Here is a 14,130-nt window from a genome sequence, read left to right as displayed (position 1 = left end):
CCCAGCATAAGCCCATAATTGTGGATTTTAGCCACTTACATCATATTCTATATAACAACCATCATCGTCAGCCTTAGACCAGTTACCCGTTAAGGTTAATTTTTGTGCTTGATTCCAGGTTTTCATTGGTACAACACGTGTTACAGAGAAATTTGCACTCGCAGCTGTTGCAAACAAGGTTTCGCCAACAGGATTCACCTGATTAGTAATCGCATTTTTCTTAACGCGTACACCGACGTCGGTTTTATCATAAGCTTTAGGACCAACATGTTGGGGGTTATACGTCACCGCCTGCCAAGTTGCTCCGCCATCATTGGTAAACTCATACTGTTCAGGTTGATCGTAAGTATCTTTAGTATTGCTATTCGTGACCCAATCCCAGCCAAAACCATTAGTTTTAACTTCGTTGGACGAGTCCATATTTTTGTTAACAATATCAGGAGATGTTAGCGCAGCAATAACCACTGGAGCCCCGGAAGTAAAGGCTTGCGTGCTGATCAACGCCCTACCCGCTAACGAGCCAGTTGCAAGGTTCGCTTTAACACGCACCAGTACATGTCCAGCATCAATATTAACATCACCAACCAACAGCGGTTTGTTTGCAACAGTTGTCCAATCAACACCGCCAGTCAGTGAGTATTCATACTCGCTAACATCGTTAAAATCAGTAACAAGGTCCCAATCAAAGGTATTTAAATTATCATTTTGGATGGGATTCGTTGGAGATTTTGGTCGCTCAACAACTGAACTCGCGGTATAAGCAGACGTACTAATCAGTGCTTCACTCATCGTTCTATGTTGTGTTGAGTCAGCTTTTACACGCACCTGAATATCACCCGCCGTATAGACAGCATCAATAACTAACTGATGAGGGTTACCATTGACCGTCACCCAGGGTTGGCCTTGTACCTTAATTTCATAAAATTGCTTACCAGTGAAATTGGGGCTCCAAGTCCAGCTAAACTGATCGAGGTTATCATTAGCAATAGGTCCTGTTGGAGCATCAGGTTTGACGACCGATTTAGTTGGATTTGTAGACTTTGGATCCGGACTTGTGTCGTTACAACCCGTCAATAATGTACCTGCAACCACTGTCAACGCGAGCAGTGATTTATTTGCCCCTAACAACATTTTACCTATTCCTTTTATGTAAATATAAATAACTTTATGAAAAATATAGTCAAACATGAAATTTTGCATATAAAAACGATAACAAGATCGATTATCAATTGTATTTGATACATATATTTTTATAATCATCCTTAGTGACGTAAAAATGACTGGATATCAGTAAAAATCCAGTATAAAACTTCAATCAACAAAGTGTTATTTATATGAATGGAAAGTATAAGCTCTCGAGAATTGCGGCAATTTTGGCAGGCTGTAGCCTAGTAATTAGCTGCGGCGGCGAGCAAACCAGTAAGACAACATCTGATACCTACAACTACAGTAAATTATCCATTTGTGTGGATACTGATCGTAACAATGCTTGTGGACCACAAGAGCAAAAAGTATCTAGTTTATGGAGTGTTTTACCCGATAACACAGCCCCCTTCGTCATCGATGATGCGGGACGTTTGCTAACCGCACCTGCAAGTGCAAAGGTGGTGAGTCCGTTTACGACATTAATTCAAAATGAAATATTGTTTAACCCACAGGTATCGGGTAGCGAATTACAGGCGCAAGCGTATTTACAACAGCTATTTGGTGTTCAGTATGACATTGATTTTAAAAAGTTAAATTATGAACATGGCCCAAAAGAAGCGACAAATTTATTACTTGTTTCTTTCAAGCACGCCCTTTCTCTACAGGGTGATTCAAAGGCATTAAAAATTTCAGCCGCTGTAGATAAAATGGTGAGTACTGGCAATTTTGATATTACCAAAACCCTGTTTCAAGCAGATTTAGATAATAGTTATGTTAACTTAAGCAAGCGCTATCTAATCCCTGGCACCTACCCTATAAACACATTATTTTCATCTGACTCAATTACAATGAATGAAAAGACAGGCATGTTGCTTACCATCATCTACGGCGATAAATTATTACAAGTTGATACTGCAACTGGATCTCGTGCTACATTTACACCAAAAAGTAGCAAACCAGAATTACCTATTATGTCAACATTCGATAACTATGATAAGCATCATAAGCATGATAAGCACGATGACCATGATGACCATGATGACCATGATGACCACGATGACCACGATGACCACGATAGTCATGGTGGCGAAATCATCCGACAAGCATCCGCAATGACACGAGCTGTGCAAGGCAAGCACAACCAGAACGCCTATTTAATTTATAGACCCACTATTGATGGTGATATGACCTCTAGTGAAACCTGTAATAACGCAGGTAACAATGGTATATTCTTAACCAAATTAGGCAAAGATAGCCAAGTTGTGCCTTTTTCTGAAGCTCCAAGTATCGATACATTTAGTCGTGCATCTGGTGGAAAAAAACCACCAATAATAGTAATAGAATCTGCATTACCTGACTCGTCAGCCGATTGTAAAAACAATCATATTAACAACTTAATTGTACCTAATAGTAAGAACTGGGTAATAGCTGTGTTTACAAACGGTTACGAACAAGACGCGAAATTACAGCAATTATCAAGCTCAACGTTAAAACCAACAGGTAAATTTTATACGCTTGCTTCAGATCAACCAAGACTCATATTGAGTAAGAGACAAAATTTATTACTGGTGATCCAAGAATCGGGGAGAACAGCTGTTGTTATCGACACTGAAACCTTCGATAGAAATAGCGAAATCAATATAACAAAAGACTACATCGACGATGCTGTATTCGCCAATGATGATAAATATTTGATTGTCAGCAATAAAACCAATACTTTAGATTGGTTTGATATTACTCAACCAACGTCATCAAGTACAAGCTTAGTTCTAGGTGAAAAAATTACCAAACTAGCCTCAGATCCGACGGGTAAGTTTAGCGCAGCGCTAACAGACAAAAAATATATCTAATTGATAATAAATTAAAAACAGTTATCTACTCGCAAGCTTATTCGCAGTCTAATATCTATGGTATGAGCATGTTAAGCAACCGTATTATTATTAGCCGTTCAGGGGCTATTGATTATATTCAGTTTGATAATTTGATTGGTTCGCCGATTAAAGTGGCGAAGAAAATGTTATCAAAAGATTTATTAACACGCTGGTCAACGGCCTCGGGTCGTTCGTTAGTAGGGATGACACTGGAAGAACTATTACGAGATATTGGTGAAGAGGACGACATAAGTCAGCAGTTTAGTGATATTGATCTGCAATGGCGACCAAGCAGTGCCACCACAGTCGCAGATGTAAAAGAAGTTGTCATTACCGGTGATTATCGCGAACAGCCCATCAGCTTATCTAAAACGATATAAGGTTTGTAAACAATCTAGGTTTTATAAACAAGTACAATGAATAAGCCTATCTAACAACCTTGCACCTTGATAGGTTTATTCAGCATTGGTTATAGTGCTTTAATGGTATTAATTAACTAACTTAACATCACAGACAGGCGTTCAATTTTAAGATTGGATAACTGTCGGTAATCAAAATAAGGGCAAACAATTAAACGCTTCGCAGTATCAATAGCAAACTCGTCATCCAGCCAAATTAAGTTAGCCTGTAATTCACCGGATGCTAATAGCTGCTTGCCATAAGTACGTCCACATATAATGTGAATAGTCTGTGCATTAGCATCAAACAGAGGTGGACTAAACAATAATGCTGTTTCACTCCCCGCTTGTAACAAATATTTATCTCGATACATTTGCCAAGTAGGCGCCCGCAGCGCAAAGGCAAAGTCAGTCGGGTTTAATGCATACAACAATTTGGCATAGACGTTAAAGACTTTACGCCAGCCATTGCCACATGCTTGACCTATGGCATTAACTTCTCCAGTCACCAATGAACTAACGCTATTTATACCTTGGTACTCCAACATATTGGGCGTATTTGCCAAGTACACCGCAAAAGTAAATTTAGAACAACCCAGACCTTTGTTTGTCATCACGAACTACGCCTATATTTCTATTATTAAACAGCGCGTATTATACCCAAGTTACTTCAAGAGGCTATATCAGAGATAAGCAACTTAAAACGCGCTTAAGCTTAGCCAAGTACAGAAACACCCGACGCTTTTATTATTGATAAAATTAAACCAACAGAGAACACCGTATTTACAACCAGAAAAATTAAAGATATTGATATCGCTAATCCATTATCACGATATTTACCGACCAAATAATTAAACATTTTCCGAATCATAGCCAGAGCAATAAAAAATAAACTTACGCCAGACACAATGCCGATAACTAATGGTACAACGTCACTGGTTTTATCATATATGACAAACAATAGACTCGTTACGCCTAGCCACCCCAACCATGAAAACCACAAATTAGCATACTTTTTATCGAGCGCTAGTTCACCCAAATCAATCAATATTTGAAAGAAAATAACTGCTATACTCTTATTTCCCGAATTGTTTCCCGTTCTATTTCCAGACCTATCCATAGCGACTCAATCCCAAATTATAAATGATTGTTTATAATGACGTTCTTGTGTCTAATCAGCTGTTGATACGACACACTTATCATCATTACATTACTTAGTTATAAGCACTGATATAAGTAGCTCTACTATTATTAATAACTTATCTTTCAAATAATAATGATTTATTATTTGGCCATAATGCTAGATATATACTTGAAATATCAAAGGGGGTTTGCAATTCTTCTATTGAATTAAATTCATCTCTAATAGCCCGAGGTAACGTTTCAAAATATTGTTCTTTCTCAAGAGTTATACCACCAAAAAAAACAATTTTAATATCGACTATAAGCTCATCAATATAATTAATATTTTCATTTTCATTTATAAAATCAGTAAGAATCAAAAATTCCATCAACCTTACATACTCTTGCTGTGCGCAGGTCTTAACCGCTTTAGAATACATATAACTCAAAGTATCAAAAGTATCAGCCGCACCGAAAGTTTTTTCTAAAACTTTCAATTCTTTAATCACAAAATCAGGAAGTGATGTATTGACCGATTTATTATTGCATTCTATGAATTTACGATTAAATTCGACAAGTTGAACTGAAAGTTTATTGTATCCAAATAGGATTAATTCATGTTCATCGTCACTACTTGCATAAACGTTAGTGGATAAACCTATCACAATCGTCATCAATAAATTTCGTATAAACATGTTGTCCCCTTGCTTTCAGGTTATCGCTATTTTATAAATTCGAGGCTAAAAATCATATTTTTTTAAAGACAAATTGATTACGATATACATAACCACTGCGTTGAAGATAAATGAAGAAAGGCTTTCCCCTAACGATGGTGGTATAAATTCATCAAACAAAGCAGCTAAAATATAAAGAGTTATTACGCAACATCCACTACCAAATATAGAAAAAAATATACTAATCTTGTTTTCTGATAAGTTAATGTAACCAGTTCTAATTACAATCAAAGTAGTGATTACTAGCACTGCAATATTCAATCCAACCGTAGGTGAAAAACCAAGCAGTCTATTTAGATAAATTGAAAAAAAAGTAAATGGTACGTATATAAAAAAAAACATACTTGAAGATTTTATAAAATTCATAATTATCCCTATCTTATACCCTTTCTTCGTTCTAATTCGGCTGAATATTTTTTCGTTTCACTATAGGAAAATTCATGTAATCCCATAATAACTAACGATGTGACTAAAACTGCTATATTTTTTGTCGATTTTCCTTGTTTGATAAGACTCCATACTGATGCACCAATACCATAACCTCCCGGATTTCCACCAACAAGACTTGATAAACGGTTTAATTCATTATGAAAACCCAAAATTTCAGTCAATTCCTCATTTGTCAGAGACCATTCAGCCCATTGTGGATTAACCTTAGAATCTAAACACTTGACTTGAAGTACACTTTTTAATGGACCGTGTGATAGGCCTATAACCTTTTTCATGACAGACATTTGATCAAATCGATCTAAATGCCTGTATAAAATACAACCTATCATTGCCGTTACAATTTCATTCTCATCACCAACTAATTTATGAGGCATTATATTTAAAATAACAGCTAATTTTTTCATCGCATCTATGTTGTTACTGGGTAATGCATAACGCAGGCTAATATTGTCTTGAGTCATGGTTAAATTCCTTATCTAATCATTTATAAAATAAGAATACCATTTTTGATTAACTCTAAAGTGTGGGATTAGAATGATTTATTAGACTTAAATGAAGCAACATTTAATAAATAATTAGATTTCAGTTATTAACGATAGCGACGTAAAAAGCATTGATCGCTGACGTTATCGATTCTGACATGAAATGATCTTCCACTATACCTTCTGCTGTTAAATTGCTACCAAGTAACGGAACAGTGATGCATGCGCTATCGATGATATTTCCAGACATGGTACGAACGATTTCGTACAAAGAGTCCAATGCGTGCGAGGCTCGTGGAGAGGTATTAAAAATAGCGACAGGCATATCAACAAATTCTTCGCCACTCACCAGCCAATCTAGGGCATTTTTTAAAACACCACTAATGCCATGCGCATATTCAGGACTCGAAAAGAAAAGGCCATCAGTTGCTGCAAGGCTGTTTTTAAGGGCTATTACATTTGCGACTGTATTTGGATCTATATCAGGATTGAAAAGTGGTATGAGACCCAATTCATCAAAGAATGTGATTTCGATATGTTCTGGTGCTAGCGCTTTCATTGCCTTAAGTAGCGCTGTGTTATAAGAGTCTTTCCTTAGACTTCCTGATATTGCTAATATCTTCATTTAAGCATCCTTCTATCTATACCCAAACTACTTCAAGATGCTGTATCAGAGACTAGCTGGGATATCTGGACAAACCGAAGTAACTTGGGTATGTAAATAATTGTTCATCATTAAGTATTAAACTTTACGTCCATAATACGGTAACTTGTATTTATAAAACCACCTATAAATCAGCCTTTAAAATAATACTTACTAAAATAATCCCTTATAATATTAATCAAGATCAACAAAGCCTCCGTTATACCCCACGTTTCAGCATATCGCCATTTACAGCCATTGCATCGCGATGTAAAAATCACATCACGTTCAATATTAAGGCCTAAGTATGCAGACTCCCCTCGACCAAGCAATGTTACAAATTGCACTCGATCTCAATTTAAATTTACCGTCAGGTCATCATTACCAGCGTTTGATGCAATCGTTACAGTCGGTTCTACCTTGTGATGCCAGTGCTTTGTTCATTCTTGACGATAAAGGGTTATTGTCAGCAGCTGCCGTCAATGGTTTATCCGATGAAGTATTAGGCCAACGCTTCGACCCGCAACAGCACCCTCGCCTACAAGCTATTCTGGCCAACCGTGAACCAGTACGCTTTCCGGCAAGCTCAACCCTGCCCGACCCCTTTGACGGGTTATTAAAAAATGATCCGAATCGGTCGATAGACGTGCATGACTGCATGGGTTGTAGCTTATATGTTGAAGATCATTTAGTTGGCCTTATCACCCTGGATGCCTTGCAGGTCGGCGCTTTCAAACGTATCGACGATATCACCGTCGCCACGTTTGCCGCATTAGCCGCTGCAACAATCCGTAATGTAAATCAAGTTGAAGCCCTACGTAAAAGCCACCAGCAACAGCAAAATATGAATCAAGTACTCATTCAAGAAGCTCGAAATAAAGGCGGTGAATTGGTAGGTATAAGCCCTGAAATACAGACCCTACGCGATAATATCAACATGGTTGCCTATTCCGATTATGCGGTATTAATCAGTGGTGAGACTGGCACAGGTAAAGAGCTGGTAGCCCATGCTGTCCACTCCAATTCCTCACGTGCGACACAACCGATGATTTACGTTAACTGCGCGGCATTACCCGAAAGCTTGGCAGAAAGTGAGCTATTTGGCCACGTCAAAGGTGCATTTACCGGAGCACACAGCAACCGCGCAGGTAAATTTGAACTGGCCGATGGCGGAACCATATTCTTAGATGAGATCGGTGAATTACCCTTATTAATGCAAGCTAAATTACTGCGAGTTATCCAGCAAGGCGAAGTGCAACGAGTCGGTGCAGATAAGAACTTAATGGTCAATGTCCGCATTATCGCCGCAACTAACCGTAATTTAACCGAAGAAATCGCCGCTGGTCAATTTCGTAGTGATCTGTATCATCGTTTAAATGTGTTCCCAATTAACGTACCCCCACTGCGTGATCGCAAAGGTGATGTCGCGGTATTATCTGGGCATATTCTTGATCGCGTTCGTTCGCAATTTAATGTCGCTAAATTGCAACTGCATCCGCAGGCATTAACAGCACTGAATAATTATAGTTGGCCGGGGAACGTGCGAGAATTAGAACATACCTTAATGCGTGCAGGATTAAGGGCCATTCAAGCACAGCAAAGCCTGATCCTACAACAGCACTTATCAGATGAAGTTAGCCATACTTATTCGTACACCACAGAAACAGAAACGGATGACTTACCGACGACATCATTTGAATTACGCGGCGCAGTCGAAGTATATCAAACTAAATTAATCTCCCATGCCCTGCTGCAATCAAACTTTGTTTGGGCACAAGCGGCTGAATTCTTACAGATGGATCGCGGTAATCTGTATAAAATGGGTAAAAAATTAGGTATTAAACCCAAAGAGTTACGCGCAGCAGCACTTTAGTTAAAGTTGCGCCGTATTTAGCGACGTCTTAAACATATATTGCAGTAACTTGGGTATAAATGATGTACTAATCACATCGAATTTGATGTAGTTAGTACATCAGCAGAACAAACTAAAAAACACAAAAACCATAAATATCAACAAGATATAAGTTGGCACGTTCAGTGCAATATAGATTCTGAGATCATCGTTAAATCGATATCAATAATTATAATGGAGTCTTAAATGTTCTGTATTCAATGTGAGCAAACTGTTCAAACGCCTGTGTCTAAAGGCTGCTCTTATACTCAAGGTATGTGTGGTAAAACGGCTGACGTTTCAGACCTACAAGACGTTTTAGTATTTAATTTACAAGGCGTGTCTTTCTGGGCCGAACTAGCACGTAAATACAACATCATTGATGCTGAAATCGATGCTTGGGCACCTCGTGCATTCTTCTCTACGTTAACCAACGTTAACTTTGTGCCAGAACGTATTACTGAATACACTGCAATTGCAGAGCGTTACAAAATCCAACTACGCACACAAGTAATGGCGGCTGCAGCGGCTGCGGGTGAAGAATTACCTGAATTATCTCCAGCAGCGCAATTCGTATTACCAGCAACCGCTGAAGAAGTCATGAACTTTGCGCCCGAAGCCGCGGTTAACCGTGGTCATGACGAATTACACGAAGACATCATTGGTCTACGTTTATTATGCTTATACGGCCTTAAAGGTGCGGCAGCATACATGGAACACGCCAATGTACTTGGTCAGAGCGACGAAGCAGTAAACGGGGAATATCATCAAATCATGGCATTCTTAGGTACTGAGCCGACAGATGCAAATGCGTTATTAGAAACATCGATGCAAATTGGTTTACTCAACTATCGTATTATGGAAATGTTAGACAAGGGTGAAACAGATACCTTTGGTCACCCACAACCAACGCAAGTAAACGTAAAACCGATTGCCGGTAAATGTATTTTAGTTTCGGGTCATGACTTACACGATTTAGAAAAGATCCTGCAACAAACCGAAGGCAAAGGCATCAATGTTTATACCAACGGTGAAATGTTACCTGCGCACGGTTACCCAGAACTGAATAAATACCCGCACTTAGTTGGTAACTTCGGTAGCGCTTGGCAAAATCAGCAAAAAGAATTTGCTAACTTCCCCGGTGCGATCGTAATGACATCTAACTGTCTAATCAATCCGAATGTGGGTCAATACGCAGATCGTCTATTCACCCGTAGCATTGTTGGCTGGCCTGGCGTTGTCCATATTGAAGGTGATGATTTCTCACAAGTGATCGAATGTGCCTTAGCACAATCGGGTATTGCGCACACCGAAATTGAACACCAGATCACAGTCGGCTTTGGTCGCAATGCATTAATGGAAGCGGCACCTGCGGTTATCAACGAAGTGAAAGCCGGTAACATCAAACACTTCTTCTTAATCGGTGGTTGTGACGGTGATAAGTCAGAACGCAGTTACTTCACTGATTTAGCCGTAAACACCCCGAAAGATTCGATTGTATTAACCTTGGCTTGTGGTAAATACCGTTTCAACAAGAAAGAATTTGGCGATATTAATGGCATCCCACGTCTATTAGATGTTGGCCAATGTAACGATACTTACTCCGCTATCCAACTGGTATTAGCATTAGCAGAAGAGTTTGATTGTGGCATAAATGAATTACCGTTAACAATTGTATTGTCTTGGTTTGAACAGAAAGCCATTGTGGTGCTACTGACGTTATTCGCGTTAGGTATCAAAGGTATTTATACCGGTCCTACAGCGCCAGCATTCTTAACTGATAACTTGATCAAAGCATTACAAGATAACTTTGATATGCGCAGTATCGGTGACGTTGATACTGACTTAGCAACAATGTTGTCTGGTAAATAGTATTAGCTGGTAAATAGTATTAGCTGGTAAATAGCACTCGTTGATCAATGCGGTAATATGCCGCATTGGTTAAAGACGTTCGACACGCCATAAACCATTCAAACCTTAAATTATCACTGCGATAGGTGCAATAATGTCTTCTTCAAATACGCCGTCTTCAACGCTTTCTCCACCAGCACTTTCTTCACCAGTACTTAAGCCCCTGAAACTATCTACACCTAAACCTTTATCACCAAAGCTGTCTACTTCTAAACTATCTCCACCTAAGCTTAGCTTTGCTCTAGGCGGCAGTAGCTCAAAGAACTCAGCAAAACCATCATCAAAGCTTGCAACGCCAAAACTGAATTTCTCACTTAGTGAAAAAATCACTAAGCCCAGCTTAAAACCAGCAGCATGGTCGCCTTCAACAACGCCATTAGTGTTAGTTAAGCGTGAATTAGAAACGCATGACTCGATGAGTTTTACCTTTGCAGCCGCAGACCAAGCACAGTTTGATTTTAAGCCCGGTCAATTCGTTACCTTAGCCGTTAACATTGATGGCAAAACCCATTACCGCGCCTATTCAATTAGCTCTGTACCGCAACAAAAACAGTTACGTTTAACCATTAAACGCGTACCCGATGGCCTAGTCTCTAACTGGCTGGCAGATAACTTAAGTATCGGCGATAGCTTGTCAGCATTAAACATTGCGGGTCAATTCAATAGCAGTGATTGCAAGCACAAATCTAAACTGCTGCTTATCAGCGCAGGTTGTGGTATCACCCCAGTCATGTCGATAGCAAAAACATTATTAGCGCATAATGGCGATGCTGACATTGAATTCTTACATTGTGCCCGAGATAAAGACAACGTTATCTTCCATGATGAAATGCAGACCTTACTTGCTCAGCATAAAAACTTTAACGTGCAATTGCTGTTAGAAAGCAGTGAAGGTTTTGCAAGTTTCAGTGCCGATAAAAATACAAACAACAATGCGGACAGCAATGCAGAAAAAAATGCATTGTCACATCAAACCGGAATGGTAAGTACAGAGGTTATTCAACAGTTATACCCAGATCTAAACCAACGCACTATTTTCCTATGCGGTCCTGTCGGCTTCATGAAAGCGGTTGAAAATATAGCCCAAGAAAGTGACTTTGATATGGCCAACTTCTTCCAAGAAAGCTTTACCCCGGCGGCGGATAATACACAGCAAGAACAGATCTCATCAGGCGCTACAGAAACCAGTGTGATGTTACACGTCCCTGACTTTGCAGTTGAAGCAGAGGTAATTCAAGGTTCATTGTTATTAGATGCATTAGAAAAACATGGCGTTCCCGTTATTGGTGCATGTCGCGCCGGGGTTTGCGGTTCTTGTAAGTGTAAAGTAACCAAAGGCTCGGTGAAGTCAACCAGCACCGAAACACTCACTGCAGATGAAATTGAGCAAGGATTTGTATTAGCCTGTTCAAGTACCGTCGAGGGCGATCTCGCTGTAGCACTCAACTAACTACAACTAGATGAGTGAAATGAAATAATACACCATTATTTACTGGACTAGTAGCATCGAGGTATTGTAGAGTGGCAGGCTTTAGTTCTTAATACTCTACAATTTCAAACGCCACAAGATTCTAATTTCTTGCATTAATGTATTTATTACTGGCTCGTGAGATCTATTTTTAGCAATCACAAAATGTAGGGTAGCTGGAAAGTCGAGAACTGATATTATTTGAACTTTGCCGGTTCTTTCAGCCAAAAGAGCTTCTTCAATTTCTAGTAAACTTAGCCCTAGACCACTTTTTACTAGCTCTAGTCGAGTACCGTCATCACTTGTTTTTAATACCGAAGGGATATCATTTCCAAGTATCCCTTTTAAGAAATCATCAAAAGGACAATAGTCGCCCATCATTATCCACTGGTGGATGCTAAGGTCTGCTTGAGTCACTATTTTACTACAATCAAATGTCACTGGAGCCACTGTCGTGATCTGTTGTTCCATAACCGCGACACCGATAAAGTCATCGGGAATATCACCAAAAATATAACCACCATCTAATTGATGTTCTCTAATCTCATTGATGGTTTTCCCAGTTGATTGTTGGTGAATATCCAAGCTGATACCTGGACAGTTTTCTTGTAAATTTTCGACTAATTCAGGTAGTTTAATTTGTTTGGCCGTTAAGTTAATACCTAAGTGAAATGTCCCTATTATTTCATGTTGGTTATTCGCAGCCAGATTCACAAAATCCAAAGCGCTGTCTAGCGTGGCTTGTGCTTTTTTTAACAGTAACTGGCCTTTATCGGTTAACGACATACCTTTACTGGAGCGGATGAATAAAGGCGTGGAGAGTTCTTCTTCAAGTGTTTTAATGTGAGCACTTATCGCGGGAGGTGTTGTATATAAACGTTTTGCTGCTTGCGTTAAATTACCTGTTTGAGCAACAGCGACGAAAGAACGTAAGTGATAAAATTCCAATGTAAATCCCCTTAATCAGTCCAATTAAATTCTGAGCAGCATTTTTAGTCAGTATAAGGCAAATATAATACCAGCTGCTGGATTCAAGTCATTATTTCACCATTCATTTATCTTGAACACTGACTTCAGAAATCATGAATTTTGCATTTAATTCAATCACGCTAAATTAGCACCATCGAAGTCGAACGATTTGATTCAGTCATGAATAACACATAACACATAACACAAGGAAGATTTATGCCTAACAATACAAACACATTATTTTACCAAGCGGCACCTGCTCAACAAGCTCACGACTTTTTTGCAGCTAAACTTGCTTGCGAAACTGATTGCTCAGATGTGTATGCCGCTATTAAAGGAAACAGTAAAGAAAATAGTAAAGCAAATAATAAAAACTTCATATTATTAGATGTACGCTCTACAGAAGCCTTTGATAAAAGCCATGCAATAACCGCCGTTAGCATGCCTCACAGTGACATCAATAGTGAGTCATTCGCAAAATACGATAAGGACACTTTGTTTGTTGTCTATTGCTGGGGTCCTGGTTGTAATGGCGCGTCCAGAGCGGGCTTAAAAATATCAGCTTTAGGCTTTGCGGTAAAAGAAATGATTGGTGGTATTCATTACTGGGAAGATTTTGAACGATACCCTGTTAATCGTCGAGTGACCGAAGTTCAACAATAAACGCTAAATCCGTTATAGGTGACCATGACTAATCATCGTGGTCGCTATTATCTCACCTGAAATTTAGAGGTTTAAATGGTTACTTGTTTTATTGAATATATTGTCGATGTAAATAAAATTAAAGAGTTCGAAAATTATGCGAAACTCTGGATCCCGTTAGTCAATAAATTTGGCGGCCAACATCAGGGATACTTTTTACCATCGGAGGGGGCTAGCAATGTAGCATTGGCTTTATTTACTTTTCCAAGCTTGGCTAAATATGAACAATACCGGAATGAGTCCCTTAAAGATTTAGAATGCATCGCGGCTTTTGATTATGCCGCACAAACTCAATGCATTAAGAGTTACACACGTAGTTTTTTTCGCCCAGTGTTTAAATAAG

At 39.0% G+C, this 14,130-nt stretch carries 15 protein-coding genes; 7 read left to right on the top strand and 8 right to left on the bottom strand.

Annotation, left to right across the window (positions count from 1 at the left end; translation table 11 throughout):
* Positions 1-27: 27 nt before the first annotated feature.
* Positions 28-1,131 (bottom strand): hypothetical protein, encoded by a 1,104-nt coding sequence (locus HRT96_RS12120; RefSeq protein WP_293156883.1) that lies wholly within the window; start codon positions 1,129-1,131, stop codon positions 28-30.
* 203 nt (positions 1,132-1,334) lie between these two features.
* On the opposite strand from HRT96_RS12120, the gene HRT96_RS12115 reads away from it, so the two are divergent.
* Both HRT96_RS12115 and HRT96_RS12110 read left to right on the top strand, forming a co-directional pair.
* Positions 1,335-2,996, top strand: coding sequence for a hypothetical protein (locus HRT96_RS12115; protein ID WP_293156880.1), 1,662 nt, complete (start codon positions 1,335-1,337; stop codon positions 2,994-2,996).
* 68 nt (positions 2,997-3,064) lie between these two features.
* On the top strand, positions 3,065-3,397 hold the full coding sequence (locus tag HRT96_RS12110) for a hypothetical protein (RefSeq protein WP_293156877.1): 333 nt from the start codon (positions 3,065-3,067) through the stop codon (positions 3,395-3,397).
* A gap of 116 nt (positions 3,398-3,513) precedes the next feature.
* On the opposite strand, the gene HRT96_RS12105 is transcribed toward HRT96_RS12110, so the two are convergent.
* The 5 genes from HRT96_RS12105 to HRT96_RS12085 form a co-directional block, all read right to left on the bottom strand.
* The gene (locus tag HRT96_RS12105; protein WP_293157020.1) at positions 3,514-4,029 is read right to left on the bottom strand and encodes a hypothetical protein; all 516 of its coding nucleotides are present in this window, start codon (positions 4,027-4,029) and stop codon (positions 3,514-3,516) included.
* 101 nt (positions 4,030-4,130) lie between these two features.
* On the bottom strand, positions 4,131-4,535 hold the full coding sequence (locus HRT96_RS12100) for a hypothetical protein (RefSeq protein WP_293156874.1): 405 nt from the start codon (positions 4,533-4,535) through the stop codon (positions 4,131-4,133).
* 139 nt (positions 4,536-4,674) lie between these two features.
* A complete protein-coding gene (locus HRT96_RS12095; protein WP_293156871.1) occupies positions 4,675-5,232 on the bottom strand; it encodes a hypothetical protein in 558 nt (185 codons plus the stop codon).
* A gap of 413 nt (positions 5,233-5,645) precedes the next feature.
* Positions 5,646-6,182 (bottom strand): hypothetical protein, encoded by a 537-nt coding sequence (locus HRT96_RS12090; protein WP_293156868.1) that lies wholly within the window; start codon positions 6,180-6,182, stop codon positions 5,646-5,648.
* Between the two features lie 121 nt (positions 6,183-6,303).
* Complete coding sequence (locus HRT96_RS12085) at positions 6,304-6,828, bottom strand: NADPH-dependent FMN reductase (RefSeq protein WP_293156865.1); 525 nt, start codon at positions 6,826-6,828, stop codon at positions 6,304-6,306.
* A 325-nt stretch (positions 6,829-7,153) separates the two neighbouring features.
* On the opposite strand from HRT96_RS12085, the gene norR reads away from it, so the two are divergent.
* A complete protein-coding gene (gene norR, locus HRT96_RS12080) occupies positions 7,154-8,719 on the top strand; it encodes a nitric oxide reductase transcriptional regulator NorR (RefSeq protein WP_293156862.1) in 1,566 nt (521 codons plus the stop codon).
* A gap of 225 nt (positions 8,720-8,944) precedes the next feature.
* The gene (hcp, locus tag HRT96_RS12075) at positions 8,945-10,609 is read left to right on the top strand and encodes a hydroxylamine reductase (protein WP_293156859.1); all 1,665 of its coding nucleotides are present in this window, start codon (positions 8,945-8,947) and stop codon (positions 10,607-10,609) included.
* Between the two features lie 105 nt (positions 10,610-10,714).
* Here the strand turns inward: hcp and HRT96_RS12070 are convergent, their stop codons facing one another.
* Positions 10,715-10,978 carry a hypothetical protein gene (locus HRT96_RS12070; protein ID WP_293156857.1) on the bottom strand — a complete coding sequence of 88 codons (264 nt, stop codon included), beginning with the start codon at positions 10,976-10,978 and terminating at the stop codon, positions 10,715-10,717.
* Positions 10,979-11,027: 49 nt separating this feature from the next.
* Here HRT96_RS12070 and HRT96_RS12065 point away from each other — a divergent pair, with 49 nt between their 5' ends.
* Positions 11,028-12,098 (top strand): hybrid-cluster NAD(P)-dependent oxidoreductase, encoded by a 1,071-nt coding sequence (locus tag HRT96_RS12065; RefSeq protein WP_293156854.1) that lies wholly within the window; start codon positions 11,028-11,030, stop codon positions 12,096-12,098.
* A gap of 96 nt (positions 12,099-12,194) precedes the next feature.
* Here HRT96_RS12065 and HRT96_RS12060 read toward each other — a convergent pair whose 3' ends face one another.
* Positions 12,195-13,064, bottom strand: a complete 870-nt coding sequence (locus tag HRT96_RS12060) for a LysR family transcriptional regulator (protein WP_293156851.1) — start codon at positions 13,062-13,064, stop codon at positions 12,195-12,197.
* Positions 13,065-13,301: 237 nt separating this feature from the next.
* Between HRT96_RS12060 and HRT96_RS12055 the strand changes: the two genes are divergently transcribed.
* Both HRT96_RS12055 and HRT96_RS12050 read left to right on the top strand, forming a co-directional pair.
* A complete protein-coding gene (locus HRT96_RS12055; protein ID WP_293156848.1) occupies positions 13,302-13,748 on the top strand; it encodes a rhodanese-like domain-containing protein in 447 nt (148 codons plus the stop codon).
* 75 nt (positions 13,749-13,823) lie between these two features.
* Positions 13,824-14,129, top strand: coding sequence for an NIPSNAP family protein (locus tag HRT96_RS12050; RefSeq protein ID WP_293156845.1), 306 nt, complete (start codon positions 13,824-13,826; stop codon positions 14,127-14,129).
* The last annotated feature ends 1 nt before the right edge of the window (position 14,130 follow it).

This window comes from Moritella sp. (genome assembly GCF_013215705.1).
Taxonomy (GTDB): Bacteria; Pseudomonadota; Gammaproteobacteria; order Enterobacterales; family Moritellaceae; genus Moritella.
This window is presented reverse-complemented; position numbering and strand designations above follow the sequence as displayed.

Excerpts from the sequence above, each read along its gene's own strand:
- hcp (WP_293156859.1), top strand. The coding sequence starts at position 8,945 with ATGTTCTGTATTCAATGTGAGCAAACTGTTCAAACGCCTGTGTCTAAA.
- HRT96_RS12105 (WP_293157020.1), bottom strand. The coding sequence starts at position 4,029 with ATGACAAACAAAGGTCTGGGTTGTTCTAAATTTACTTTTGCGGTGTAC.
- HRT96_RS12085 (WP_293156865.1), bottom strand. The coding sequence starts at position 6,828 with ATGAAGATATTAGCAATATCAGGAAGTCTAAGGAAAGACTCTTATAAC.
- HRT96_RS12110 (WP_293156877.1), top strand. The coding sequence starts at position 3,065 with ATGTTAAGCAACCGTATTATTATTAGCCGTTCAGGGGCTATTGATTAT.
- HRT96_RS12095 (WP_293156871.1), bottom strand. The coding sequence starts at position 5,232 with ATGTTTATACGAAATTTATTGATGACGATTGTGATAGGTTTATCCACT.
- HRT96_RS12115 (WP_293156880.1), top strand. The coding sequence starts at position 1,335 with ATGAATGGAAAGTATAAGCTCTCGAGAATTGCGGCAATTTTGGCAGGC.
- HRT96_RS12100 (WP_293156874.1), bottom strand. The coding sequence starts at position 4,535 with ATGGATAGGTCTGGAAATAGAACGGGAAACAATTCGGGAAATAAGAGT.
- HRT96_RS12120 (WP_293156883.1), bottom strand. The coding sequence starts at position 1,131 with ATGTTGTTAGGGGCAAATAAATCACTGCTCGCGTTGACAGTGGTTGCA.
- HRT96_RS12090 (WP_293156868.1), bottom strand. The coding sequence starts at position 6,182 with ATGACTCAAGACAATATTAGCCTGCGTTATGCATTACCCAGTAACAAC.
- HRT96_RS12055 (WP_293156848.1), top strand. The coding sequence starts at position 13,302 with ATGCCTAACAATACAAACACATTATTTTACCAAGCGGCACCTGCTCAA.
- norR (WP_293156862.1), top strand. The coding sequence starts at position 7,154 with ATGCAGACTCCCCTCGACCAAGCAATGTTACAAATTGCACTCGATCTC.
- HRT96_RS12050 (WP_293156845.1), top strand. The coding sequence starts at position 13,824 with ATGGTTACTTGTTTTATTGAATATATTGTCGATGTAAATAAAATTAAA.